Origin of the sequence: Ruegeria atlantica, from assembly GCF_013033965.1 — a bacterium.
Taxonomy (GTDB): Bacteria; Pseudomonadota; Alphaproteobacteria; order Rhodobacterales; family Rhodobacteraceae; genus Ruegeria; species Ruegeria atlantica_D.
Map to the genome: position 1 here is coordinate 302,384 of NZ_WQFE01000001.1, position 24,874 is coordinate 327,257.

Here is a 24,874-nt window from a genome sequence, read left to right on the forward strand (position 1 = left end):
CATTGCCCCAATGATCCACCGACTTGGCAGACCAGCTCAACGCTAGCGCAAAGTAAGCCAATGGTGGCCACGCTTCACCGAATGAGCATGAAACAGGCGTATTCCCGCACAAACGCAGGTCTAATTTGTCAGAAATTCGAATTTGTGATAGTGACCGCACCATCAACAATCCCAAGAAGCCAATTTCCGGCTCAATCTTCGAGGCACCACGAACAGGCAAGCAACCGCGTAAGCAGCGTTTGCACGATTGATTTTGTTTGGGGGCATCATGACCGAATGGACTATTAAGGGTGAAGAACTGGCCAATTGTAACTGCAACTTCGGTTGCCCCTGCCAGTTCAGCGTACTTCCGACACATGGCAATTGCGAGGCCATCGTCGTGTTTGACATTGAAAGCGGCCACTATGGGGACACTGATCTGGCGGGTGTAAGGGCCGCGGGCGCGTACTATTGGCCAGGCCCAATCCATGAGGGCAACGGTCAGATGCAACTGATCATAGATGAAAGTGCCAGCGCCGATCAGCGCGCGGCCTTGCAAGCCATCATGACCGGTGAAGATACGGATGAAATGGCAACGATGTGGTACGTCTACAGCGCCATGGCCCCGACCAAGCACGAAACGCTTTTCGTTCCGATCGATCTGAAATGGGATCGCGACGAACGCACGGGTTTCGCCAAGGCGGCAGGCATCTTCGATGTCGAGGTCAGCCCGATTCCGCATATCGTCTCGGGCGCGGCGCACCGGGCTTCGATCCAGCTGCCAAACGGGTTTGAATACCGTCACGCCGAGGCTGCCTCGGGCTCTGCCAAGACACATGGCGGTGAAATAAGCCTGACCTTCGACGCAACGCACGCTCATCTGGCCCACCTGAACATTTCAGGCCACGGTGTGCTGGGTGCCTGATCAGAGGAATATCATGACATCCCATCCCACCCCGCCCCGCATTGGCGCGGTGGAGCGGCTTATGCGGCGTGAACGGGTTATCGTGCTGTCTGGCGTTTCACTGATTGTCCTGATTTCGGCCTGGTACACCATCGCCGGGGTCGGGATGAACATGACGGCAGCCGAAATGACCAGAATGGCGGGTCCGATCGGAGAGCCCATGCAAATGGGCGCAACGCCCCTTTGGGACCTGCAATACGCAATTCTGATCTTTCTAATGTGGTGGGTCATGATGATCGCGATGATGACCCCCAGCGCCGCACCCGCGGTTTTGTTATACACGGCGATTAAGCGTGCCGGCCCTGAAAAAGACAAGGCGGCACGGTTCAGCTTTTGTTTTCTGGCGGGTTATCTGACCGCCTGGGCATTTTTCAGCCTCGTCGCGACGGGTTTGCAGTGGGGGCTGGAAGGCATCGGCCTGTCAGACGGTCCGATGATGACGATCCAGTCCAAAGCGTTTGCTGGCACCGTCCTGATCGCGGCGGGTGCTTATCAGCTGTCCGACCTTAAGACCGCCTGCCTGCGGCATTGTCAAAGCCCTGCCCGGTTCATTGCCGATCATCACCGACCCGGAACGTTTGGCGCGTTCCGAACCGGCGCGCTGCATGGGCTGTACTGCCTTGGCTGTTGCTGGGCCTTGATGGCGCTGCTGTTCGTCGGCGGGATCATGAATCTGTACTGGATTGCGGGAATTGCCATCTACGTGGCTTTGGAAAAGCTGCTTCCGGGTGCGCGCTGGTTACCAGCTCTGACCGGGTTCGTATTGATCGCGGCGGGAACTTGGATCGTCTTGGATGGTGTTCTCGGCAACTTTTAACTCGACATTTCAGGCCGTGGAACCGGTCAATTTCAACGTTCCGAACCATTGCAGCAAGGAGAAGACACATGCCTATTTTCATCACCTATGCGTCCTATTCGCAGGATGGCGTCAAAGGAATGCTGAAGAAACCGGCGGACCGCACAGCGGCAGTCAGGGCTCTTTTGAAAAAAGTCGGCGGCAAGTTATTGGCGTTTTACATGACCACCGGCGACAATGACGTGGTGGTTATCAGTGAAGTTCCTGATGGCACTGATGCCGTGGCAATTGGAATGGCCGTTGCCGCCTCGGGTGCTGTGTCAAATGTTGAAACGGTACGCGCCTGGAAGGCGAAGGACTTTGCCGCCATAACCAAGAAGGCCGCCAAGCTAACCGGAGCATACACACCGCCCGGAAAATGACCGCAGTTATGCGCGGAGGACCTGTAAGCCGGATCTTGTTCCGGGGTTGCCCCCTTCGATGACCATTCCTCTAGGCCGTGCATTGCTGCACGGCTCAAGCTGCCAACCCGGTCCCTCTCGGCCAAGACGCGCTTAGCGGCGGTATCGGCTGACGCCGACCGGCCCGCGCGGGGACCCTATTTGGCATTGCTCCCGGTGGGGCTTGCCGTGCCACCCCTGTTGCCAGGGGCGCGGTGGGCTCTTACCCCACCGTTTCACCCTTACCCTTGACCGAAGTCTTGGGCGGTCTGATTTCTGTGGCGCTTTCCGTCGGGTTTCCCCGCCCGGGCGTTACCCGGCACCGTTGCCTTGTGGAGTCCGGACTTTCCTCTCGGGCTGACGCCCCAGCGGCCATCCGGCCCTCCGCGCACGGGGTGGGTATGCCCTGTGCCCAGCCGCGTCAAGGGTGGAGGGCGCATCAAGGGGCCAGCCCCTTCTTGGCCTGCGGCCAATTCAACCCCGAGATACTTTTGGCCAGATGAAGAGCGGATCAGGTTTGTGTGATCAAGGGTTCGAAATCGGCCTGCTGCAACGGGCCTGCGCCCCAAGGGCGATATCGCAAACGGACAGCGCTCAGCAAGGTTTCGTCGTCTATATCCGCGCTGAAACCGGCTGCTTGAGCAAGGGTTCGAAACCGGGCCTGTGAGGCATTTTGTTGGCTACCTCCACATCCGCGTGGTGCGGCCAGCGCGTTGCGCTCCAGCCGCAACCAGTCAAATCGTGGTCCCGGATCGAATTTGCGCCCGGGTGCCATGTCGGAATGGCCAATAACGCCGTTTGGCCGAATGGCCCAACGACGCATTACCTGGCGTAGCAACTGCTCCAACTGATGCATTTGCAGATCCGAGAACGGATGTTTCCCGGTATTGTCCAGCTCGATGCCAATGGAACGGGAGTTGATGTCGTTCTGACCGTGCCACTCTCCGGCCCCTGCATGCCAGGCGCGGTCTTCTTCCCGCACCATTTGCCAGAGGGTTCCGTCGCCCCCAATCAGATAATGGGCCGAGACCTCGTGGACGGGATCGCATAGCCTGTCCAGCGCCTCTTGCGCGCCGTTCATTGCCGTATAGTGCAATACGATCAGGGAGGGCTTCAGCCCGTCCCTGCGCGGCCCGAAGTTGGGAGAAGGGTGCCAGATCGGCGCCTGTGGGTCAGTTATTGACGGCACTGCGGAATGCACTGGGATCCCAGCCACAGGCATATCCATCCCCGTCCGGGTCCAACCCGTTGCGGTCACGCTGCGGGCCGCCATTGGCCAGAAACTCGATCTGAGCCTGGTCGGGCGACGGGTACTTGGCGCAGTTCCGCTGGGCCTTGGCCTCGAGGTTAAAGCCAGCGCGGCTGTAAAGCTGTGTGCCAACGGGGTTCGAGGTGCTCAGGGCATATTGCACAATATTTGGCTGTCCGTCCGATCCGCGCTGCGGAACGGCGGTCGGAGCGACAACCTCATAGGTCTGGCGGTTCTGTTGGATCAGAGCTGCGTCAGATTCGATCGTGCGGCGGCCTGAAACAGCCGCAAAATCCTGTTCATCCGAAATCGCATTATTGCCACTTGCGGACAAGGGAGCTTGCGTCAGCGTGCTTTGTCCAGATGTGTTGGCCAGTGCAGCCGCCGTTGCCGACGCGATATCAGCGTTATCCCCGGTCGGTGCGCTGCCAGGTGCGCCAAGTTGCTGTTCCGACACGTCGACGGGACCGACCAACGGATTTCCGGTGTAGCCCTGCCCGGCCAGCGCTGCCTCGCGCTGCGCCTGATATTGAGACGTGTTAAATCCTGTACCCTGGACCGGGGCCACCGTGTTGCAGGCGGCCACAAGCCCGATTGCGGGAATCAGAAGCGTAAAGCGCATTCAGCTGCTCCGTCTTAGCTGGTCTTGCCTGATCCGAGGATTACCACCATTTGCCCGGTTTGGCCACAAATCCAGCGGCGCTTTCCAACGCATAGGCTGTGTTCAGCAGATCGCCTTCTTCCCACGGACGGCCAATCAATTGCAGTCCCAGCGGCAATCCTTGTTGGTCCAGACCTGCGGGAACCGAGATACCCGGCAAGCCTGCAAGGTTCACGGTCACGGTGAAGACGTCGTTGAGGTACATCTGCACCGGGTCCGCCTCAGTCATTTCACCCAGACCGAACGACGCCGACGGGGTTGCCGGTGTCAGGATTGCGTCGATCCCTGCGGCGAAGACATCTTCGAAGTCTTTCTTGATCAGGGTCCGCACCTTGCGAGCACGGTTATAGTAGGCATCGTAGAACCCTGCCGACAGCACGTAGGTACCGATCATCACCCGACGCTGTACTTCGTGGCCGAAACCTTCGGCGCGGGTCTTTTCGTACATTTCGGTGATTCCATCACCCTGTGCCAGCTGCGCGCGGCGGCCATAGCGGACACCGTCATAACGTGCGAGGTTCGAAGACGCCTCAGCCGGTGCAATCACGTAATACGCAGGCAACGCGTATTTGGTGTGCGGCAGCGAGATATCAACGATCTCGGCACCCGCCGCTTTCAGCATCTCAGCACCTTCAGCCCAGAGTTTTTCGATCTCGGCGGGCATACCGTCCATGCGGTATTCCTTGGGGATACCGATTTTCTTGCCCTTGATGTCGCCGGTCAGCATCGCCTCGAAATTCGGCACGGCCAGTTCAGTGCTGGTCGAATCCTTGGGGTCGTGGCCGCACATGGTCTCGAGCATAATTGCGGCGTCACGGACGTTTTTGGTCATTGGCCCGGCCTGATCCAGCGACGAGGCGAACGCGACGATGCCCCAGCGCGAGCAGCGGCCATAGGTCGGCTTGATGCCGGTGATGCCGGTGAAGGCGGCGGGCTGGCGGATCGAACCACCCGTGTCGGTGCCCGTTGCGGCCAGACAAAGGTCAGCCGCGACGGCCGAGGCCGACCCACCGGACGAGCCTCCGGGTGTCAGCTGCGCGTCGTCGTTGCCGCGGCGCCACGGGCTAACCGCGTTGCCATAAACGGATGTTTCGTTGGACGAGCCCATCGCGAATTCGTCCATGTTCAGCTTGCCCAGCATCACAGCACCGGCATCGGCCAGTTGTTGCGACACAGTGGATTCGTATTCTGGCTTGAAGCCTTCGAGGATTTTAGAAGCCGCTTGCGAGGGAACTCCCTTGGTGCAGAACAGATCCTTGATGCCGATCGGCAGACCGCACATCGACGGTGCATCGCCGGTCTTGATCCGCTCATCCGCCGCCTTGGCACGCTCTAACGCAATCTCGGGCGTTTTGTGAACAAAAGCGTTCAGCGCATCTGCTTCGTCGATCGCTTTCAGGCAGGATTCGGTCAGCTCGACAGAGGTTACGTCACCGGCACGCAGTGCGTCACGCGCATCGGCCAGGCCCAGTTTGTTCAGATCGCTCATGTCTTACTCCACAACTTTGGGAACAGCGAAGAACCCTTCGCGCGCATCGGGGGCATTGGCCAGAACCTTGTCCTGCTGGTTCCCGTCAGTGACCACATCCTCGCGGCGTTTCAGACGCATCGGCTCGACCGAGACCATCGGCTCGACACCTTCGACATCCACTTCGTTCAGTTGTTCGATGAACCCAAGGATGGTGTTGAATTCAGATGCCAGCGCAGGCAGCGCGTCATCCTCGACCTTGATCCGGGCCAGTTTGGCCACCTTGGCGGCGTTGCTTTGGTCAATCGACATCGGATATCCTCATATGCGTTAGGGGGCATTTACCTGTCTGGTCGCCGGGTCGCAAGACCACCGAGGCCCTGATCCATCCTTGGATCTGTCGTAAAGGCCCATATTTCCGACAAGACCATTCATTCCTGCATACCCCCTATATAAAAATGAACTAAATAGTTCACTTCGCCTCTTGAAATACTAAACTGAACTGTTCATTTCATATGTTACGGCACAGCCTTATTAGGAGAAAAACGATGAAAACGTTCATGACTGCCTTTGTATTGGCCACGACAGTTCTTGCAGCGCAAGCTCAGGCGGGCGCATATGGCCCAAGCATGGACACCCTGACCCGCAACCTGATTTTCCCCGATCAGGTATCGGAACCTGTCACCAAAGATCAGACTAAGCCGGGCAAGTAACCCCCCAACCGCAAAACCGGGTCGGGTCCAAATACCCCGACCCGGCAATTGCGTGCTGCGCCCGACGTCGCAAACCGTTACGATGGCACGAAATAACCCGCCGGACCGCACTGCAGGTCCGGCAAGCCAACGGAGCGGAAGATGAACACGCGCAAGCAAGCTGTTCTGGACGCAATTGATGCGGCCAATTCACATGACCCCAACCTGGAAGACGGCCAGCCGGCCGAATTGCTTTATGGGCAGCGCATGAGCGCCGAGTTGGACAGGTTATTCCCAGATGCGTCCGACCCGTTGCAGATAGCCGCACGGGGGCAGCATGTGGAGCGGTGGAAGCTCTCGCGCAGCGAATATCCAGAAGGTCGCGCTGGATACCTGGCCTGGCGCAAAGCGCAAGGCGTTCACCATGCCCAGGTCGTGATGGCACTTATGGAACAGAACGGCTACTCGACAGAGAACACCGAAGCCGCCGGACGGATGCTTCGCAAACAAGGCATCAAGCGTGATGACGAGGTGCAGGCGCTGGAGGATGTTATCTGTTTCGTCTTCCTCAAATGGTATTTTGCACCGTTCGCCGAAAAGCACTCGGCCGAGAAAATCCAAAGCATTGTCGAAAAAACCGCGCGCAAAATGTCGGCCGACGGTCGCGCGCGTGTCTTGACCGAATTTGACCTGCCCGACGAGCTTGCCGCGGCGTTTCAGCCCTAAGCCGCGCGGGTCAGGTGCCTGCGATACACTTCGATCATCCAGCCCAGCAATATGGCGTTCAGGATGTGCCACATGAAATGCGTGCCCAATGGGATCTGCCCACATGTGGGTTCGTCCAGCGCACGGAAGGTGATCGAGGCGATCAGGATCACTGCCCCGATGGCCAGACCACGGGCAGTGTCCGGTACGCGGTGGCGTAACAAGAATGCATAGATCAGGATCAGAAGCGGCACCGGGGCATAAGACGCCGATCCCCCCAATCCCGGCACAAACTGGAACAGGGGCACCGTCGCTGCGGCGTAGGGGATGAACAGTGCCGTCACGACCCCAGCCACGAGCGATCGCATATGCCAAACGTCCCGGTTGATCGCGAAGATATAGACCAGAATGTATAGCAGAATCGGCAGCACATCCGCCAAAGCCGCCCAGACCTGCGCGTGGGTATGGAACAAGTAACTACCAATTCCGATGGCGACCAGAATGACCACCAATAGCATCGCCAACGGCATCCCCTGCCCGCGAACACGTCGCCACATGACGAATGCAGCAATCAGAAACGCAGCGTTCGTCACCGCGTTTACCGGCTCCGCCCAATAGGCGGGCGACACGCGCTCGCAATAACCATCTATTTCCTGCAACCAATCCATGAACTTTTACATAGCCGATGCTAAGTTGATGCCAACAGTTTGTGTTGGGAGGATGAATTCATGGACATCATTTGGCTTGGCCACGGTAGTTTCCGCATCGAAACCGGCGGACAGGTTCTACTGATCGACCCCTGGCTGACCGGCAACCCTGTCTTGTCCGAGGACCAGCACGACCGCGCGCTGAATGGGGCGACACATATTCTACTGACCCACACACATTTTGATCATGTCGCCGATGTCGTATCGCTGGCCAAGCACCTGAAGGTTCCCGTCGTAGGGCAATACGACCTGATGGGGTATTGGAGCGAGGCCGAAGGGTTGGAAACCATCGGATACAACAAGGGCGGGACTGTGAACCTGAACGGCGTAAAGGTCTCAATGGTGCCCGCCTCTCACAGCTCGACTTTTTCGACCCCGGATGGGCTGCGCACCGGCGGTAGCGAGGTCGGGTTCATGATCGCCTCTGAAGGGCGCATGCTGTATGTCTCTGGCGACACAGATATCATGGCCGATATGGATTGGATGGGGGATTACTACAAACCCGACATAGGTATCCTTTCAGCAGGCGGCCATTTCACAATGGATATGAAGGGCGCGGCTTACGCGGCCAAGCGGTACTTTGACTTCAAAACCGTGATTCCCTGCCATTACAAGACCTTCCCGATCCTGGAACAGTCCGCGCAGGCGCTGACCGACGGGTTACCGGGGGTGGATGTCATCGAACCCGAAGTGATGAAAGCCATCACCCTTTAGGGTCAACGCCGCGCGGCGAAAAAGTCTTTCAGCAGGTCGGCGGCCTCTTGCCCTGCGATACCGTCGTAAACCTCTGGCACATGGTGCGCTTGTGTGTGGGTGAAAACCCGAGCGCCATGGGCTACCCCTCCGGATTTCGGGTCGGCGGCCCCGTAATAGATGCGCCGGATACGCGCGGCCGCCAGCGCCGCTGCGCACATGGCACAAGGCTCCAACGTCACATAGAGGTCGTGATCGGGCAAACGCTCGGAACCCGCCGCTGCACAAGCAGCGCGCAGAGCCAGAATCTCGGCATGGGCGGTGGGGTCGTTTAACTCACGGGTGCGGTTGCCAGCAGAGGCCACGATCACGCCATCGGGTCCGACAATAACAGCGCCCACAGGCACTTCGCCGCGCGATGCCGCAGCTCGCGCTTCAACCAACGCTTTATCCATATGCGATCTGAACACCATGCCTCTGACTGCAACAGAAACCTGTCTTTCGCAAGCGGCTGGGATGCGCTATGGGCTGCGGATGACCAAAACCCCTCCTCCCGGCGACCGGATCGCCAAAGTCCTTGCCCGCGCAGGCGTTGCCTCGCGCCGTGAAGCTGAACGCATGATCGAAGCCGGTCGTGTGCGTGTAAATGGCAAGACAATCGACAGCCCTGCCCTAAACGTCACTGCAAAAGACAAGATCATCGTCGACGGCAAACCGGTGTCCGAACCAGAACCGTCGCGCCTGTGGTTGTATCACAAGCCTTCGGGTCTTGTGACAACGACCCGCGACGAAAAGGGGCGCGCGACGATCTTCGACAATTTGCCTGAGGACATCCCGAGGGTCATGAGCGTCGGTCGGCTGGACCTGAACTCGGAAGGTTTGCTGCTGTTGACTAATGACGGCGGGATCAAGCGCAAGTTGGAGCTGCCCTCGACCGGATGGCTGCGCAAATACCGCGTGCGGGTGAACGGCCGCCCCAAGGACGAGGATTTTGCACCACTCCGTAAGGGGCTTGTGATCGACGGGGAGCGCTTTTTGCCGATGGACGTCACGCTTGATCGCCAGCAAGGCGCGAATGCGTGGCTGACCATCGGTCTGCGCGAAGGCAAGAACCGTGAAATTCGTCGTGCGATTGAAGATATCGGTTTTGCGGTAAACCGGCTGCTGCGTGTGTCCTACGGCCCCTTCCAACTGGGAAGCCTGAAACCCGGCGAAGTCGAAGAGATCCGCCGCCGGGTCATGCGAGACCAGTTGGGTCTGGAGGCCGAGCCCGAAGCCCCGACCAAACGACCCGCGCGACCACAACGGAAACGGCCCCCCATCGGCAAGAAACCTCGCAAGTGACGCAGGTTAGACAACCTTCCCCCTAGCGCCACGGCCTCTCATGGCCTAGATTTCCACAAGGGGCATACTTGGGGGGGCGCCATGTCCGGGACCGGAGTGCAAAAATTAGCCTATGTCGTGCTGTTGGCACTAATGCTTGGCGTGTGCACTGGCCTGCTAGGGGGCTTGTGAGCGCATGACCAAACGGTATGGCGGGAAATACAGCCCTCAGGGCGACTCGGCACAGCCAGAGCAAACTCCGCGCGGCCAGTTTGACGGCGTACGCGTCGAACCTGCCGGCGCCCGCGCCAACCTTTTGTTCTTGCCCGCGATCCCTTTGGTGTTCCTGTCACTGAACGACGGCGCAGTTGGCATGACAATCGGGCTGATTGCAGCCGGTGTTTTGACCGGCGCGGCATTCCTCTTGCGTGAAGGGTTGCGGGCGGAATCCGCTTATAATGCTCGGCGCACCGCCCGTCGTCCGGCGTTTCCCAGAAAGATATTCTCCAGTCTGCTGACTGGACTTGGGATCGGGTTGGCCGCGTACCGCACCGAGTTTCTGGATGCGGTCACAGTGTCCGAGGCTAGCCTTATTGCTCCGATCCTGTTTGGCTTGGTGGCTGGCGCCCTCCACTCTGTCTCATTCGGAATTGATCCGATGAAAGACAAGGGTATGGAGGGCATCGACACCTTTCAGCAAGACCGCGTGGCCCGCGTGGTGGAAGACGCGGAAACGCATCTGTCCGAGATGACCGATGCCATCAAGCGCGCGGGCGACCGCAGGATCGAGGCTCGCGTCGAACGGTTTCAGGATACCGCCCGCGAACTGTTCCGCACGGTCGAGGAAGACCCGCGCGATCTGGCTGGAGCACGAAAGTACCTGACCGTTTATTTGCAGGGTGCGCGTGACGCGACGGTCAAATTCGCAGATGTTTACGCCCGAACACGCGATGCGAAGACGTTGGAGGATTATTCAGCCCTGTTGGATGATCTTGAACAAAATTTCGCGGCTCGCACCCGCAAGATGCTTTTGGATGACCGCAGTGATCTGACGGTTGAAATTGATGTGTTGCGCGAAAGGCTGCAACGCGAAGGCGTCCGGTTGGACTGACCGGCCACAATTTGAGAGAGGATTACCCCCATGTCCGATGACATCAAGAACAAGGCGGTCGAAGCTGAAACATTGGTACAGGAAGTGACGGCTGTAGCCCTGCCCGACCCGACTGCCGAAATCGTCTCGCTGGAAGAAGCCGACGAACCCGTCAGCGCCGAAATCCGTAAGCGCATGGACGAGATCGACATGGATAACACCAATTCCATCGTTGCGTTCGGGTCGTCTGCCCAGGCGGAACTGCAGGAAATCAGCCAGGCCATGTTGGCGGATGTGCGCAACAAGGATGTCGGACCCGCCGGGGATAGCCTGCGCAATATTGTCACGACGATCCGTGGATTTTCGGTCAGTGAACTCGACGTCCGGCGCGAACGCAGCTGGTGGGAAAAACTGATTGGTAAGGCAGCGCCATTCGCAAAATTCACCGCGCAGTTTGAAGACGTTCAGGGGCAGATCGACAAGATCACAGACGACTTGCTGGGCCATGAACACACGCTGCTGAAAGACATCAAGTCGCTGGACCTGCTGTATGAAAAGACACTGGGTTTCTACGACGAGCTTGCGCTGTATATCGCAGCAGGCGAAGAAAAGCTGACCGAGCTGGACAGCCAGGACATCCCCGAAAAAGAAGCCGAAGTTCAGGCGGTGCCCGAAGACCAACAAGTGATGAAGGCGCAAGAGCTACGCGACTTGCGCGCCGCCCGAGACGATCTGGAACGGCGTGTGCACGACCTGAAGCTGACTCGTCAGGTGACTATGCAGTCGCTTCCCTCGATCCGGTTGGTACAGGAAAACGACAAGTCGCTGGTGACAAAGATCAACTCGACCCTCGTCAACACAGTGCCTCTGTGGGAAACACAACTGGCGCAGGCCGTTACCATCCAGCGCAGCGCCGAAGCAGCTTCGGCCGTGCGCGATGCGAATGACCTGACGAATGAGCTGCTGACTTCGAACGCGGCGAACCTGCGCCAGTCGAACAAAATGATCCGCGAGGAAATGGAACGCGGTGTATTTGATATCGAAGCAGTCAAGCAAGCCAATGCCGATCTGATCGGTACGATCAACGAAAGCCTGGCAATTGCCGACGAAGGCAAGGCCAAACGCGCCGCTGCTGAACAGGAATTGCAGAAGATGGAGACCGAGCTGCGCGACACCCTTGCCGCTGCCAAGGCCCGCAAAGACGGGGTCGGCGACAACGCTGGAACTGCGGTTTCTAGTTAAAGGCAGGTTAGGCGTGCGGATACCGGGATATCTGAAACCCCTTATAGGCGTGGTGGCGCTGTTGGCGCTGGCCAATTGCGATGAAGCGCTGACATCTTCGGTTGCCCCGCAGCCGCGACCGGTGGCACCTGCGCCGGCGCCAAACGCCTACGTTCCCCCGTCCGCCGCAAGTCAGGATCTGGCCCGGTTTTACCAGCGGGTCGAACGTGACCTGCTGACCCGTGACATGTTGCGCGTGGACGGAGGCGGACCTGATACACCCTACGACGCCGACGATCTGGCCCGCAATTTCGAGGCCATAGCCTTTTACAGCGAATACCCCGATCACGCGGTGACCACGCGCATTCGGCGAACGGACGGACAGCTTAGCCGGTGGGCCGGGCCTGTGCGGATTCAGACCGAGTTCGCCCCATCCGTAGCACCCGATATACGCAAAAAAGACGCGGCTGACGTCGAGGCGTTCGCGGAGCGGCTGGGTAAACTGACGGATCACCCGATCTCGGTCGTCAATCGCAAGGCAAACTTCCATGTCTTCTTTGCAGGCAAAGATGACAGCGCCTATGTGGTGAAACGTTTGAAACAGCTGATCCCCGGTATCAGCACGCCTTCGCTAGACTTGGTAGCAAACCCGCGTGCCAATATCGATTGTCTTGTTTTTGCGTCTCCCACCAAAAACTCGCCGTATAAATTTGTGCGGGCCGTCACGCTCATCCGGGCTGAACTGCCGGACCTTACCCGCCGCAGCTGCATTCACGAAGAGATCGCGCAAGGGCTTGGGCTATCCAATGACAGCCCCGCCGCACGGCCTTCGATATTCAACGACAATGACGAGTTTGCGCTGTTGACCAGCCATGACGAAAAACTTCTGACAATGCTTTATGACCCGCGCCTTGAACCCGGTGTAACGGCCGAAGACGCCCGCCCGGTGGTCCGGATTATTGCTCGCGAATTGATGGGCCAGCAGCTCTGAGCCCAAGGAAAGGAGACCCCAATGGGTATTTTCGATTTTCTGACCGGAGAATTTATCGACGTCATTCACTGGGTCGACGACACCCGTGACACAATGGTCTGGCGTTTCGAGCGTGAAGGGCATGCGATCAAGTACGGTGCCAAGCTGACGGTGCGTGAAGGACAGGCAGCGGTATTCGTGCACGAGGGGCAATTGGCAGACGTTTTCACGCCGGGTCTTTATATGCTTGAGACCAACAACATGCCGATCCTGACGACGCTGCAGCATTGGGATCACGGATTTCAGTCGCCCTTCAAGTCCGAGATCTATTTCGTTAACACGACGCGTTTCAATGATCTGAAATGGGGCACCAAGAACCCGATCATGCTGCGCGATCCGGAATTCGGACCGACCCGTATCCGCGCCTTTGGCACATACACGGTCCGGGTCAAGGACCCCGCGAAGTTCCTGATTGAAATCGTCGGCACCGATGGTGAATTCACCATGGATGAGATCAGCTTTCAGATCCGTAACATCATCGTGCAGGAGTTCAGCCGCGTAATCGCAGGATCGGGCATTCCGGTGCTGGACATGGCCGCCAACACCGCCGATCTGGGTAAACTTATCGCCGCCGAGGTGTCGCCCGTGCTGGAAGGTTACGGGCTCGAGATGCCCGAGTTCTACATCGAAAACATCTCGCTACCGCCTGCGGTCGAGGCTGCGTTGGACAAGCGGACGTCGATGGGATTGGCGGGCGATCTGGGCAAGTTCACCCAGTATTCCGCCGCCGAAGCGATGACTGCTGCCGCAAACAACTCCGGTCAGGGCGGCGGAATGGGCGCGGGTCTTGGCATGGGAATGGGCATGGCGATGGCACAGCAGATGTCGAACATGGCAGCGGGTCAACCAAGCGGCCCGTGGGGCGGTTCCACCCCCGCTGCCCCGCAACCGGCGGCGCATGCGGCACCGCCGCCGCCTCCACCGGTCGAGCATGTCTGGCATATCGCCGTGGACGGGCGGACCAGCGGACCGTTTTCCAAGGCCAAGATGGGCCGAATGGCAACCGAAGGTGAAATCACCCGCGATACCCATGTCTGGACGGCTGGTCAGGACGGCTGGAAGAAAGCGGGTGACGTGCAGGAATTGGCGCAGCTCTTTACGATCCTGCCCCCTCCGCCGCCGGGTGCGTGACACGGCTGTCTGGGCGACGGGACATGCAAGGCTTAGAAATGACCGAAGAACATCGTTTCCCCTGCGATCAATGCGGCGCGGATTACCGGTTTAATCCGGGCGACGGCACCCTGACATGTGACCATTGCGGGCACTCGGAGTCCATAGGTGCCGGACCGTGGGGCGGCGCCAGCCTGAAAGAGCTGGATTTCAACGCAGCGCTGACGAACAAGCTGCCGGACGCGGAAATCGAGGAAACCCGGGTCCTGTCCTGTCCGAACTGTGCGGCGCAGGTCGAGTTTGACCCGAACACCCATGCGGCCGAATGCCCGTTCTGCGCCACTCCGGTTGTCACGGAGACGGGTGTTAACCGGCATATCAAGCCAAAAGGCGTACTGCCATTTGCGCTGGACGAACGCTCGGCTCACAAGGCGATGTCGGATTGGCTGGGCAAGTTGTGGTTCGCGCCCAATGGGTTGAAGGATTACGCCCGAAAGGGTCGCAAGATGCAGGGGATTTATGTGCCCTATTGGACCTTCGACGCAGATACCAAATCAAGCTATCGCGGTGAGCGGGGCACGGTGTATTACGAGACCCGAACTGTTATGCGCGACGGCAAGCGCGTACAGCAGCAGGTGGCCAAAGTGCGGTGGTCCCCAAAATCCGGCCGGGTAGCCCGATTCTTTGACGATGTTCTGGTGCTGGCGTCTCAGTCATTGCCGAAACGATATACCGACGCTTTGGAGCCATGGGACTTGCCGGCACTTGAACCTTACCAGCCAGAGTATCTGGCGGGGTTCCGGGCCGAGGCTTACACCGTCGAACTGCAGGACGGCTACACCGAAGCGCGCGCGCACATGGCCCGTGTAATCGAAAGAGATGTGCGTTTTGATATCGGCGGTGACCGGCAGCGTGTCGACGCGATCGACACGGATGTTCGGGATGTGACCTTCAAGCACATATTGCTGCCTGTCTGGTTGGCCGCGTACAAATACAGAGGTCAGACCTATCGTTTCGTTGTGAACGGCAGGACTGGGCGTGTTCAGGGCGAACGCCCATGGTCCGCCATCAAGATCACAATCGCTGTTGTCCTGGGTCTGCTGGTTGCCGCGGGTGTCGGGTACATGATTGCAACCGGTCAGCAATAGAACCGCGTCGCGTTCGCGTGCTATTTTGGCGGTTTAACCGCTTGAACATCGCTGAGCCTGCCGCCATCCTGCGCCTCGTCTGCACGAAGGGGAGAGCAGTGTGACGCTATCCGATCTGGATCGATTACTGGCCAAGCGGCATTCTTGCCGGGCGTTCCGCTCCGACCCTGTTCCCAAAGACCAAATCGAACAGATTTTGAGCTGTGCATTACGTGCCCCCAGCTGGTGCAACGCCCAGCCCTGGAACGTCTTGATTACAAGCCGTACCCAGACAGACAAATTCCGAAAGGCGCTGCAAAGCGAAGTCGCGACCAGCGCGCCGGAACCCGACCTGCCGTTCCCGACGGCATATACCGGTATTTATCAAGAGCGTCGCCGCGAGTGCGGCTGGGCGTTGTACGAGGCCGTGGGCGTCGAACGCGGCGACCGCGAGGGTTCAGCAAAACAAATGCTGGAGAACTTTGCCCTTTTTGGTGCGCCGCATTGCGCGATCATCTCAAGCCCTGCGGAACTTGGCCCGTACGGGGCAATGGATTGCGGCGGTTTTGTCATGGCCTTCACCCTCGCCGCGCAAGCCTTGGGGGTGGCCACAATCCCTCAGGCCGCCGTGGCCAGCTATGGCAAGTTCCTGCACCGTTACTTCGACATCCCCGATGATCAGCTGATCTTGTGTGCAATCTCGTTCGGCTATTCAGACACAGACCATCCCGCGAACGGGTTTCGAACCAGCCGCGCCGGTTTGGACGAGATCACAAACTGGGTCGGGTAACCACGTCACCAAACGGAGAACAGATTTGCGCGCACTTCTACAAAGGGTATCCCGTGCTAACGTCTCGGTTGATGGGCAAATGGTTGGACAGTCCGGTCCGGGATTGATGATCCTGGTCTGCGCGATGAAGGGTGACGACGAACAAAAGGCCGAGCAATTGGCCGCCAAAGTATCGAAGCTACGAATTTTCAAAGATGACACAGGCAAGATGAACCGTTCTGTTGTGGATGTAGGGGGCTCGGCGCTGGTGATCAGCCAATTCACGCTGGCCGCCGATACCTCACGCGGGAACAGGCCTGGGTTTTCCGAAGCTGCGCCGCCGGCTGTGGGAAAGCACCTCTATGAAGAATTTGCGCGACGGTTGCAGGCCCATGGTGTTCCCGTCGAAACCGGGCAGTTCGGAGCCGACATGGCGGTAGAGCTGGTCAATGACGGGCCGGTCACGATTTGGATGGAAAGCTGATGGATCAGAAGCAACAGGCAATTCGCATTTGGCAGGCTGGCGTTGACGCGGTTGACGGAAAGAGGGCCACCAAAGCTGTTCTGGATGGGGTTCCAACGCCCGACCAGATCCTGGCGGTCGGCAAGGCAGCAGCAGCAATGGCCAGCGCCGCATTGGAACATTTCGGCCCGCGTCCTACGCTTGTGGTCACAAAGGATGATCACGGGCGCGGTCTGCCGGAACATGTTCAGCTGATCGAGGCCTCTCATCCGGTTCCGGACGCGCGCAGCCTGAACGGTGGTCGCGCGCTACGTGAAGTGATCGAGGCGATGGCACCTGATTCTCATGTGCTGCTGCTGGTCTCAGGCGGGGCATCATCACTGGCAGAGGAATTGCTATCCGGGAATACTCTGGCAGATCTGGAGCAGTTGAATAACAGGCTGCTGGCCGAAGGGTTGGATATCACCGCAATGAACGCCGAGCGTCGCAAGCTGTCCCGGATAAAGGGCGGAGGGCTGTTGTCCCATTTCAAAGGGGCGAAGGCGACCGTATTGGCAATCTCGGATGTGCCCGGGGATGATCTGAATGTCATCGGATCGGGAATTGGCGCATTGCCAGACACTTACAAATTTGACGCCTCGATCCAGATCGTTGCTTCGAATGCCCATGCACGCTCGGCCGCAGCAGAACTGGCGCGCCGAGATGGTTTGCAAGTGTTGGCTGACGAAGAATGCCTGCATGACGATTTCTTGCAAATCGCATCCAATCTTGGACCACGCCTTAGAGGGATGCCCCCGGGCGTCATGGTGTTCGGTGGCGAACCAACGGTGGTTTTGCCGGAAAAGCCGGGCCTTGGCGGGCGCAATCAGGCGCTGGCGCTGGCAATCGCCCGGGAAATTGCTGGGACACCGGGCCTAACTGTTGTTGTCGGCGGCACCGACGGCACCGATGGCCCGACCAACGCAGCCGGAGCGGTGATCGACGGTAAGACCTGGGGCGATGGGGCCGAGACCGCCTTGCAACGGGCAGACAGTGGCAGTTTTCTGAACAAAGCCGGGGCTTTGCTGGTTACAGGCCCAACCGGAACAAATGTGATGGACCTGGTTGTCGCAATCAGGCGATGAATTGACGATTTTCAAACATCGGAAAATGAAAAAGACCGTGACACTTTCACAATGACGCGCTCGCCCAATTCGCTATGCGATATCGAAGACTTACCGGATGTCGGCATAGTGATGCCCGACGGGTGTCGTCTGTCAGCGCGCGTCTGGCGTCCGATAGACGCAGACAGCACCCCCGTTCCGGCCATTCTGGAATTCCTGCCCTACCGAAAACGCGACGGTACGGCGACGCGTGATGCCCTGACCCATCCTTGGTTTGCCAAACGCGGCTATGCCTGCATTCGTGTGGACATGCGCGGCAATGGAGACAGCGAAGGGTTGATGGAAGACGAGTACACCCAGCAAGAGCTGGATGATGCCGTTTCCACAATCCAGTGGCTCGCGGATCAACCGTGGTGTTCAGGCGCAGTTGGGATGATGGGAATCAGCTGGGGTGGGTTCAACGCTCTGCAGGTCGCAGCCCTGCAGCCTGCCCCTTTGAAAGCAATCATTACCCTGTGCTCAACTGCCGACAGGTACGCTGATGACATTCACTACAAGGGCGGGTGCCTGCTGAACGAAAACCTGGGCTGGGGCGCGACCATGTGGTCTTACTCATCCCGCGCACCCGACCCGGCATTGCGTCCGAACTGGCGTGAGCTATGGCTCGAGCGTCTGGAGAACCAACCGTTCCTACCCTCGGTCTGGCTGCGCCATCAGACCCGCGATGGTTATTGGCAGCATGGCTCTGTCTGCGAGGATTTCAGCGCGATCCACGCGGCAACCTTGGCTGTTGGTGGCTGGGGCGATGCATACAAGAACACTGTGCCACTGCTGGTTGAACAGCTTAGCGCCCCGGTCAAGGGGATCGTGGGGCCGTGGGTGCACAAATACCCACATTTCGCTGTACCGGAACCACGGATCGGTTTTCTGCAAGAGGCGCTGCGCTGGTGGGATCATTGGCTGAAGGGGTTGGACACCGGGATTGAAACCGACCCCGATTATCGGGCGTACCTGATGGACGGCGTTCGCCCGCAGCGATGGTACTCCGAACGGCCGGGACGCTGGATCACTGAGCAGACCGGCGCGGCCTCGCATTTGGAGAACCTGACGCTGAAGCTGTCCGACGATGGGTTGGGCCGAACCGGATCTCTGGACCGGCGCGTGAACTCCCCGATGACCTGCGGCATGGATGGTGGCGAATACTGCGCGATTTGGCTGGGGCCTGACATGCCCGGCGACCAACGCGCCGACGACGCACTGTCCGCCTGTTTCGATGGGGCGCCTTTGTCCGAAGATCTGGATATCGTTGGCGCGCCACGCATTCGGTTGACCGTCAGCGCCGACCGACCACAGGCTCAGATTGCAGTCCGGTTAAATCACATCCACCCGGATGGCGCATCGACCCGGATCACCTATGGCGTTCTGAACCTTTCACACCGTGAAAGCCACGCAGAACCAACACCGCTGACACCCGGAACGTCTTACCAAATCTCACTGGACCTAGATCACATCGCCTATCGCATTCCTAAGGGGCATCGTTTGCGAGTTGCCGTATCAAGCGCGTACTGGCCGCTGATCTGGCCCTCCCCCGAACCTGTGCAACTGCATCTGACGGGCGGTGAGATTGCAATCCCGAACCGGCCTACATCAGGCGGTGACGAACACGTGTTTCAACCACCGGACTCGGAAACCCCGCTTGATGTCACAACATTACGGGACAGCAGCAACTCCCGCCGAGTAGAAATAGACATGAACTCAGGCGAAACCCGGTTGATCATCGAAGACGACTTTGGCCGCGTGACCGACAATCACCACGGCCTGACACATGGCGGGACAGCATATGAACGCTGGTCAATCCATCCCGACGACCCACTGACAGCCCGGGGGTATTGCCGTTGGACGCAGGAGATCAGCCGAGACGGAATCGACCTGCGCACCGAAACTTCCTGCGAGATGTGGTCCGATCGGGAGAACTTTTTCCTCAAAGCGCAAATATGCGCCTTTGAAAACGAAAACCTGGTGTTTTCCAAGCAGACAGAGGATACCGTTTTACGCAACCAGATGTGATACTCTGACGTGCAAAAGCCGGACATTTGTCCTTGCTCGGCAGACCGAAATACGCCTAACTTGACTCATGCGTCAATAAAAAGCCCGAGAAGGGCTGTAATCCAATCAACTGGGAGACCACTAAATGAACGAACAACTCACTCACATGGCCGGTCAGGTCACTGCGGGCAAGCTCACCCGCCGCGAATTCATGGGGAAAGCGGCCGCTCTGGGTGTGTCGGCAGCGATGGCCAGCACAATGTTCGCAGATGCTGCGCGTGCCGCCGGGCCGAAAAAGGGCGGCGATCTGAAGTTTGGTTTGCAGGGCGGAAACTCCACCGACTCGCTGGACCCGGCGACCTATGCCAGCTCGGTACCTTTCCAGAACGGCAGACAGTTCGGTGACACTCTGGTCGAAGTCGCGCCAGATGGTTCGATCGAACCCCGTTTGGCCGAAAGCGTCGAAGGCAGCGCTGATGCCAAGGTGTGGACCTTCAAGCTGCGTCAGGGCGTGGAATTCCACAACGGCAAAACCATGACCAGCGAAGACGTGTTGAAGACCATGGAACGCCACTCGAACGAAGACTCGAAATCCGGTGCCCTGGGCATCATGAAGGGCATCGAGTCGATGAAGGCTGACGGAGACAATTTTCAGGTCACCCTGACCGAGCCGAATGCTGACCTGCCCTTCCTGATGGCCGACTATCACCTGATCGTTCAGCCGGACGGCGGTATGGACAACCCTGCTGCAGGCATCGGTACCGGCCCTTATCAGGTCGAAGTCGATGAACCGGGCGTGCGCCACGTATTCAAGAAGTTCGCCAACCACTGGAACCCGGATTTCGGCAACTTCGACAGCGTCGAAGTGATCGTCATCAACGATGCGACCGCGCGTACGGCTGCACTGCAATCGGGTCAAGTCCACGCCGTCAACCGCGTTGAACCCAAGGTTGCGGACCTGCTGGGTCGCGCTCCGAATCTGACCGTCCATTCAACTGCGGGCCGTGGGCACTATGTGTTCATCATGCACTGCGACACAGCTCCGTTCGACAACAACGAACTGCGTCTTGCGCTGAAGCATGCCATCAACCGTCAGGAACTGGTCGACAAGGTTCTGCGTGGCTACGGCACCGTCGGAAACGATATGCCTGTCAACGCGGCATACCCGCTGTTCGACGGTTCGATCCCGCAGCGCGAGTTCAGCCTTGAAAAGGCTGCCGAGCATTACAAGAAATCGGGCCATGACGGGTCCCCGATCATCATGCGCGTTGCAGATGGTGCCTTCCCGGGTGCCGTGGATGCAGCAGCCCTGTTCCAGCAAACCGCCGCTCAGGCAGGTATCCCGCTGGAGATCAAGCGCGAGCCCAACGATGGTTACTGGTCCGAGGTCTGGAATGTTCAGCCCTTCTGCGCCTCCTACTGGGGTGGCCGTCCGGTGCAGGACCAGATGTACGCAACCGCGTATCTGTCGACTGCCGACTGGAACGACACGCGTTTCAAGGTGCCGGAGTTCGATGAGATGCTGTTCGCGGCACGTGCCGAACTGGACAACGACAAGCGCAAGGACATCTACAGCAAAATGGGTGTGATGGTCCGCGACCAGGGCGGCCTGATCTGCCCGATGTTCAACGACTTTGTCGAAGGCGTCACCAATCAACTCGAAGGTTGGGAAAGCGACCCGACCCAAGAGATGATGAACGGTCAAGTTTCGCGCAAAATGTGGTTCTCCTGATAGGGCCACGGATAATGCATCCCATCGTCAAACTGGTTTCCCAGCGCTTTGCGCTGGGAATCCTGCTTCTCTTCGGTGCATCGGCTCTGATTTTCGGCCTCACCGAAGCCCTGCCCGGGGACGCTGCGCAAGCGGTCCTTGGCCAATCCGCAACCCCCGAAGCGCTGGCAAACCTGCGCGAAGAAATGGGCCTCAACCGTCCCGCATTGACCCGCTATTTCGAATGGTTGGGAGGCATCGTGCAGGGCGATCTGGGTCAGTCATTGACCAACAAGCTCGACATTGCTGAAAGCATCGGCAAACGTTTGGGCAACACCCTGTTCCTGGCTTGCGCTGCGGCCGTCGTATCCGTTCCGCTTGCTATTTTTCTAGGCCTTCTGGCCGTCCGGTACCGCAATCGCTGGCCCGACAAACTGATCTCTGCCATCACCCTGACAACCGTTTCGATCCCGGAATTCCTGATCGGTTACGTGGTGATCTACTTCATCTCTGTGAAACTGGGCTGGTTTTCTTCACTCGCGATGATCAACGAGACAATGTCCTTCGGGCAAAAGCTCAATGCAATCGCGTTGCCGGCTTTCGTTCTGACACTGGTGGTTCTGGCGCAGATGATGCGAATGACACGCGCCGCGATCCTGAACCTGATGCAGTCGGCCTATATCGAAACAGCCGAACTGAAAGGCCTTTCGAATTTTCAGGTCATTGCACGCCATGCCTTTCCCAACGCAATTTCCCCAATTGTTAACGTCGTAATGCTGAACCTGGCCTATCTGGTCGTGGGTGTCGTCGTTGTCGAGGTGGTGTTCGTCTATCCCGGCATGGGGCAATACCTGGTGGATTCGGTGACCAAGCGTGACGTGCCGGTCGTTCTGGCCTGCGGTGTCGTCTTTGCTGCGGTCTATATCGGGCTCAATATGGTGGCCGATATTGTATCCATCCTCGCCAACCCAAGACTGAGGCATCCGAAATGATGAAGAATATTCCTATTTCGGCCGCCATCGGTCTGTTTTTTACCGGGCTGTACTTCTTCATTGCCTTTGCAGCACCACTTATCGCCCCCTACGGAATGGCCGAAGTGGTCGGTGATGTGTGGGAACCGTCAAGCGCCGAGCATTTGCTGGGCACGGACAATATCGGGCGCGATCTGCTGACACGCATGATCTACGGTGGTCGCACGACCATCTTTATCGCTGCCGCAGCTACAATCCTCAGCTTTGTCACCGGCACCTCGCTGGGCCTTTTGGCCGCGGTTATGGGTGGTTGGGCTGATCAGGCGCTCAGCCGGATGGTTGATCTGGTCATGTCGATCCCGACACTGATTCTGGCGCTGGTCATTCTGGCGATTGTTCCGGTGACCGTTCCGATTCTGATCCTTGTGATGGGTCTGCTGGACGCCACGCGTCCTTACCGACTGTCGCGGTCGGTCGCCGTGGACATCAATGTGATGGACTATGTCGAAGCCGCCAAACTGCGCGGTGAAGGCCGACGCTGGATCATCTTCCGGGAAATCCTGCCGAATGCCTTGTCACCTCTGGTGGCTGAGTTCGGCTTGCGATTCATCTTCATGGTTCTGTTCATCTCGACCCTGTCGTTCCTGGGTCTTGGCGTTCAGCCGCCGCTGGCAGACTGGGGCGGCATCGTGAAAGAGAACAAGGATGGGATCGTCTATGGCATCGGCGCTGCGCTCTACCCCGCTGTGGCCATCGCGACGCTCGCCATTTCGGTCAACCTTGTGGCTGACTGGGTTCTGAACCGTACCACATCGCTGAAAGGAGGCCGGGGATGAGCGACGATATCCTTCTCAAGGTCCGTGGCCTCAAGATTGGCGCGACTGTCTATCCGCCGGGCGAAAAGCCCCATGACATCGAGATCGTGCATGGGGTCGATTTCGATCTCGAGCGCGGCAAGGTGCTGGGTCTGATCGGCGAATCCGGGGCCGGTAAATCCACCATTGGTCTGGCGTCGATGGCCTATGGCCGTGGCGGCGTGAAAATCACCGGCGGCGAAGTCTGGGTGAACGGGCGCGATATCCTCAAGACCTCTTTGGGTGATATCCGCAAATTGCGCGGGGGTGAGGTCACTTACGTGTCTCAGTCCGCTGCCGCATCCTTCAACCCTGCCAAGAAGATCATGGATCAGGTGGTTGAGGCCGCGGTCGAACAGAAAAAGTTCAGCCGGAAAGAGGCCGAGGGCCGCGCGCGGGAACTTTTCGCCAAGCTGGGTCTGCCAGATCCGGACAATATCGGCGACCGCTACCCGCACCAGGTTTCGGGTGGTCAGCTGCAACGCTGCATGACCGCTTTGGCCCTGTGCCCTGAACCCGATCTGGTGGTGTTTGACGAGCCCACCACGGCGCTGGACGTGACCACGCAGATCGACGTTCTGATGGCCATCAAAGAGGCTATTGCCGACACCGGCGTTGCTGCGCTTTACATCACGCACGATCTCGCCGTTGTCGCTCAGGTCAGCGATGACATCATGGTCTTGCGGATGGGCAATACGGTCGAATACGGCAGTACCGATCAGATCATCAACAACCCGCAAGAGGATTACACCAAGGCGCTCGTCTCAGTGCGTTCCATCGAGCACGAAGAGAAAAAGCCCACACCTGATGCGGTGTTGAGCGTCGATGGTATCACCGCACGCTACAAGGGATTGAACTTCGACGTGCTGCACAACGTCAATGTCGAGCTTCATCCGGGGCAGACGCTGGCGGTTGTGGGTGAATCCGGTTCGGGTAAGTCGACGCTGGCACGTGTGATCACAGGCCTGTTGCCGCCTCGCGATGGTGAGATCACCTTTAACGGGCGCAAACTGTCACCGGATCTCAAGGGGCGTACACGCGAAGACCTGCGCGAGCTGCAGATGATCTATCAGATGGCTGACGTGGCAATGAACCCACGCCAGACCGTCGGAACGATCATCGGGCGACCGCTGGAGTTCTACTTCAACATGCGTGGTGCCGAAAAGCGCAAGCGGATCATTGAGCTGCTGGATGAGATCGAGTTGGGCGAGAAGTTCATCGACCGCTATCCGGCCGAGCTGTCGGGCGGTCAGAAACAGCGTGTCTGTATCGCGCGGTCGCTGGCGGCCAAGCCCAAGATGATCATCTGTGATGAGGTCACCTCGGCTCTGGATCCACTGGTTGCGGACGGCATTCTGAAACTGCTGCTGGACCTGCAAAAGATTGAGGATGTGGCTTACCTGTTCATCACTCACGATCTGGCAACGGTGCGTGCGATCAGCGACAGCATCGCAGTGATGTATCAGGGCCGCGTGGTTCGCTATGGTTCGAAAAGCGAGGTGCTTAGCCCGCCATTCGACGACTATACCGATCTGCTGCTCAGCTCGGTCCCTGAGATGCATCTGGGTTGGCTGGAAGAGGTTGTTGCACACCGTAAAATGGAGAGTGCAGGCAACTGATCGCCGTGCGACAGTTCTGCAAAAATCGAAATCCCGGCGCCTTGTTCAAAGACAGGTGTCGGGATTTTGCTATTGGGGGCGCG

At 58.6% G+C, this 24,874-nt stretch carries 26 protein-coding genes and 1 other RNA gene; 20 read left to right on the forward strand and 7 right to left on the reverse strand.

Annotated elements, in window-relative coordinates; translation table 11 throughout:
- Positions 1–268 precede the first annotated feature (268 nt).
- The 3 genes from GOW16_RS01520 to GOW16_RS01530 all read left to right on the forward strand — a co-directional run bounded on the left by GOW16_RS01520 (position 269) and on the right by GOW16_RS01530 (position 2,161).
- Positions 269–904, forward strand: a complete 636-nt coding sequence (locus GOW16_RS01520) for a DUF1326 domain-containing protein (RefSeq protein ID WP_170409567.1) — start codon at positions 269–271, stop codon at positions 902–904.
- Between the two features lie 13 nt (positions 905–917).
- Positions 918–1,760: a DUF2182 domain-containing protein gene (locus GOW16_RS01525; RefSeq protein ID WP_170409569.1), complete on the forward strand. Its 843-nt coding sequence runs from the start codon at positions 918–920 to the stop codon at positions 1,758–1,760.
- Between the two features lie 68 nt (positions 1,761–1,828).
- Positions 1,829–2,161, forward strand: coding sequence for a GYD domain-containing protein (locus tag GOW16_RS01530; protein WP_170409571.1), 333 nt, complete (start codon positions 1,829–1,831; stop codon positions 2,159–2,161).
- An 8-nt stretch (positions 2,162–2,169) separates the two neighbouring features.
- Here GOW16_RS01530 and rnpB read toward each other — a convergent pair.
- The 5 genes from rnpB to gatC all read right to left on the reverse strand — a co-directional run bounded on the left by rnpB (position 2,170) and on the right by gatC (position 5,869).
- Positions 2,170–2,567, reverse strand: an RNA gene (gene rnpB / locus GOW16_RS01535) — RNase P RNA component class A.
- Between the two features lie 123 nt (positions 2,568–2,690).
- Positions 2,691–3,395, reverse strand: a complete 705-nt coding sequence (locus tag GOW16_RS01540; RefSeq protein WP_368039860.1) for an N-acetylmuramoyl-L-alanine amidase — start codon at positions 3,393–3,395, stop codon at positions 2,691–2,693.
- On the reverse strand, positions 3,352–4,050 hold the full coding sequence (locus GOW16_RS01545; RefSeq protein ID WP_170409575.1) for a hypothetical protein: 699 nt from the start codon (positions 4,048–4,050) through the stop codon (positions 3,352–3,354). Before GOW16_RS01545 ends, GOW16_RS01540 begins: the two co-directional genes overlap by 44 nt.
- 40 nt (positions 4,051–4,090) lie before the next feature.
- Entirely contained in the window at positions 4,091–5,578 is a 1,488-nt protein-coding gene (gatA, locus tag GOW16_RS01550) for an Asp-tRNA(Asn)/Glu-tRNA(Gln) amidotransferase subunit GatA (protein ID WP_170409577.1), read from the reverse strand.
- Between the two features lie 3 nt (positions 5,579–5,581).
- Complete coding sequence (gene gatC / locus GOW16_RS01555; protein ID WP_058275619.1) at positions 5,582–5,869, reverse strand: Asp-tRNA(Asn)/Glu-tRNA(Gln) amidotransferase subunit GatC; 288 nt, start codon at positions 5,867–5,869, stop codon at positions 5,582–5,584.
- Positions 5,870–6,105: 236 nt separating this feature from the next.
- Between gatC and GOW16_RS01560 the strand changes: the two genes are divergently transcribed.
- Together GOW16_RS01560 and GOW16_RS01565 are read left to right on the forward strand one after the other, a co-directional pair.
- Complete coding sequence (locus tag GOW16_RS01560) at positions 6,106–6,270, forward strand: hypothetical protein (RefSeq protein ID WP_170409579.1); 165 nt, start codon at positions 6,106–6,108, stop codon at positions 6,268–6,270.
- Between the two features lie 141 nt (positions 6,271–6,411).
- The gene (locus tag GOW16_RS01565) at positions 6,412–6,975 is read left to right on the forward strand and encodes a DUF4202 domain-containing protein (protein WP_170409581.1); all 564 of its coding nucleotides are present in this window, start codon (positions 6,412–6,414) and stop codon (positions 6,973–6,975) included.
- Here GOW16_RS01565 and GOW16_RS01570 read toward each other — a convergent pair.
- Positions 6,972–7,622 carry a ceramidase domain-containing protein gene (locus tag GOW16_RS01570; protein ID WP_170409583.1) on the reverse strand — a complete coding sequence of 217 codons (651 nt, stop codon included), beginning with the start codon at positions 7,620–7,622 and terminating at the stop codon, positions 6,972–6,974. The two genes, GOW16_RS01565 and GOW16_RS01570, sit on opposite strands and share 4 nt — an antisense overlap.
- Before the next feature lie 60 nt (positions 7,623–7,682).
- On the opposite strand from GOW16_RS01570, the gene GOW16_RS01575 reads away from it, so the two are divergent.
- Complete coding sequence (locus tag GOW16_RS01575; protein ID WP_170409585.1) at positions 7,683–8,375, forward strand: metal-dependent hydrolase; 693 nt, start codon at positions 7,683–7,685, stop codon at positions 8,373–8,375.
- 2 nt (positions 8,376–8,377) lie between these two features.
- Here the strand turns inward: GOW16_RS01575 and GOW16_RS01580 are convergent, their stop codons facing one another.
- Positions 8,378–8,827, reverse strand: a complete 450-nt coding sequence (locus GOW16_RS01580) for a nucleoside deaminase (protein WP_170409587.1) — start codon at positions 8,825–8,827, stop codon at positions 8,378–8,380.
- Positions 8,828–8,888: 61 nt separating this feature from the next.
- Between GOW16_RS01580 and GOW16_RS01585 the strand changes: the two genes are divergently transcribed.
- From GOW16_RS01585 to GOW16_RS01650, 14 genes are all read left to right on the forward strand, one after another.
- Positions 8,889–9,698, forward strand: a complete 810-nt coding sequence (locus GOW16_RS01585) for a pseudouridine synthase (RefSeq protein ID WP_438826257.1) — start codon at positions 8,889–8,891, stop codon at positions 9,696–9,698.
- 175 nt (positions 9,699–9,873) lie between these two features.
- Positions 9,874–10,788 (forward strand): 5-bromo-4-chloroindolyl phosphate hydrolysis family protein, encoded by a 915-nt coding sequence (locus GOW16_RS01590; protein ID WP_170409591.1) that lies wholly within the window; start codon positions 9,874–9,876, stop codon positions 10,786–10,788.
- Between the two features lie 30 nt (positions 10,789–10,818).
- Positions 10,819–12,009, forward strand: coding sequence for a toxic anion resistance protein (locus GOW16_RS01595; RefSeq protein ID WP_170409593.1), 1,191 nt, complete (start codon positions 10,819–10,821; stop codon positions 12,007–12,009).
- Positions 12,010–12,028: 19 nt separating this feature from the next.
- Positions 12,029–12,979 (forward strand): DUF2927 domain-containing protein, encoded by a 951-nt coding sequence (locus GOW16_RS01600; RefSeq protein WP_438826260.1) that lies wholly within the window; start codon positions 12,029–12,031, stop codon positions 12,977–12,979.
- Between the two features lie 21 nt (positions 12,980–13,000).
- On the forward strand, positions 13,001–14,149 hold the full coding sequence (locus GOW16_RS01605) for an SPFH domain-containing protein (protein ID WP_170409598.1): 1,149 nt from the start codon (positions 13,001–13,003) through the stop codon (positions 14,147–14,149).
- 23 nt (positions 14,150–14,172) lie between these two features.
- Positions 14,173–15,276: a TFIIB-type zinc finger domain-containing protein gene (locus GOW16_RS01610; RefSeq protein ID WP_438826258.1), complete on the forward strand. Its 1,104-nt coding sequence runs from the start codon at positions 14,173–14,175 to the stop codon at positions 15,274–15,276.
- A 100-nt stretch (positions 15,277–15,376) separates the two neighbouring features.
- Entirely contained in the window at positions 15,377–16,045 is a 669-nt protein-coding gene (locus GOW16_RS01615; protein ID WP_170409600.1) for a nitroreductase, read from the forward strand.
- A 25-nt stretch (positions 16,046–16,070) separates the two neighbouring features.
- On the forward strand, positions 16,071–16,508 hold the full coding sequence (gene dtd / locus GOW16_RS01620) for a D-aminoacyl-tRNA deacylase (RefSeq protein ID WP_170409602.1): 438 nt from the start codon (positions 16,071–16,073) through the stop codon (positions 16,506–16,508).
- A complete protein-coding gene (locus GOW16_RS01625; RefSeq protein WP_170409604.1) occupies positions 16,508–17,611 on the forward strand; it encodes a glycerate kinase type-2 family protein in 1,104 nt (367 codons plus the stop codon). Before dtd ends, GOW16_RS01625 begins: the two co-directional genes overlap by 1 nt.
- Before the next feature lie 51 nt (positions 17,612–17,662).
- The gene (locus tag GOW16_RS01630) at positions 17,663–19,657 is read left to right on the forward strand and encodes a CocE/NonD family hydrolase (RefSeq protein ID WP_170409606.1); all 1,995 of its coding nucleotides are present in this window, start codon (positions 17,663–17,665) and stop codon (positions 19,655–19,657) included.
- A 124-nt stretch (positions 19,658–19,781) separates the two neighbouring features.
- Entirely contained in the window at positions 19,782–21,368 is a 1,587-nt protein-coding gene (locus GOW16_RS01635) for an ABC transporter substrate-binding protein (RefSeq protein ID WP_170409608.1), read from the forward strand.
- Between the two features lie 14 nt (positions 21,369–21,382).
- Positions 21,383–22,339: an ABC transporter permease gene (locus GOW16_RS01640; RefSeq protein ID WP_170409610.1), complete on the forward strand. Its 957-nt coding sequence runs from the start codon at positions 21,383–21,385 to the stop codon at positions 22,337–22,339.
- Entirely contained in the window at positions 22,339–23,154 is an 816-nt protein-coding gene (locus GOW16_RS01645) for an ABC transporter permease (protein WP_170410520.1), read from the forward strand. Before GOW16_RS01640 ends, GOW16_RS01645 begins: the two co-directional genes overlap by 1 nt.
- On the forward strand, positions 23,151–24,791 hold the full coding sequence (locus GOW16_RS01650) for an ABC transporter ATP-binding protein (RefSeq protein WP_170409611.1): 1,641 nt from the start codon (positions 23,151–23,153) through the stop codon (positions 24,789–24,791). The genes GOW16_RS01645 and GOW16_RS01650 overlap by 4 nt, the downstream gene beginning before the upstream one ends.
- Positions 24,792–24,874: the final 83 nt, after the last annotated feature.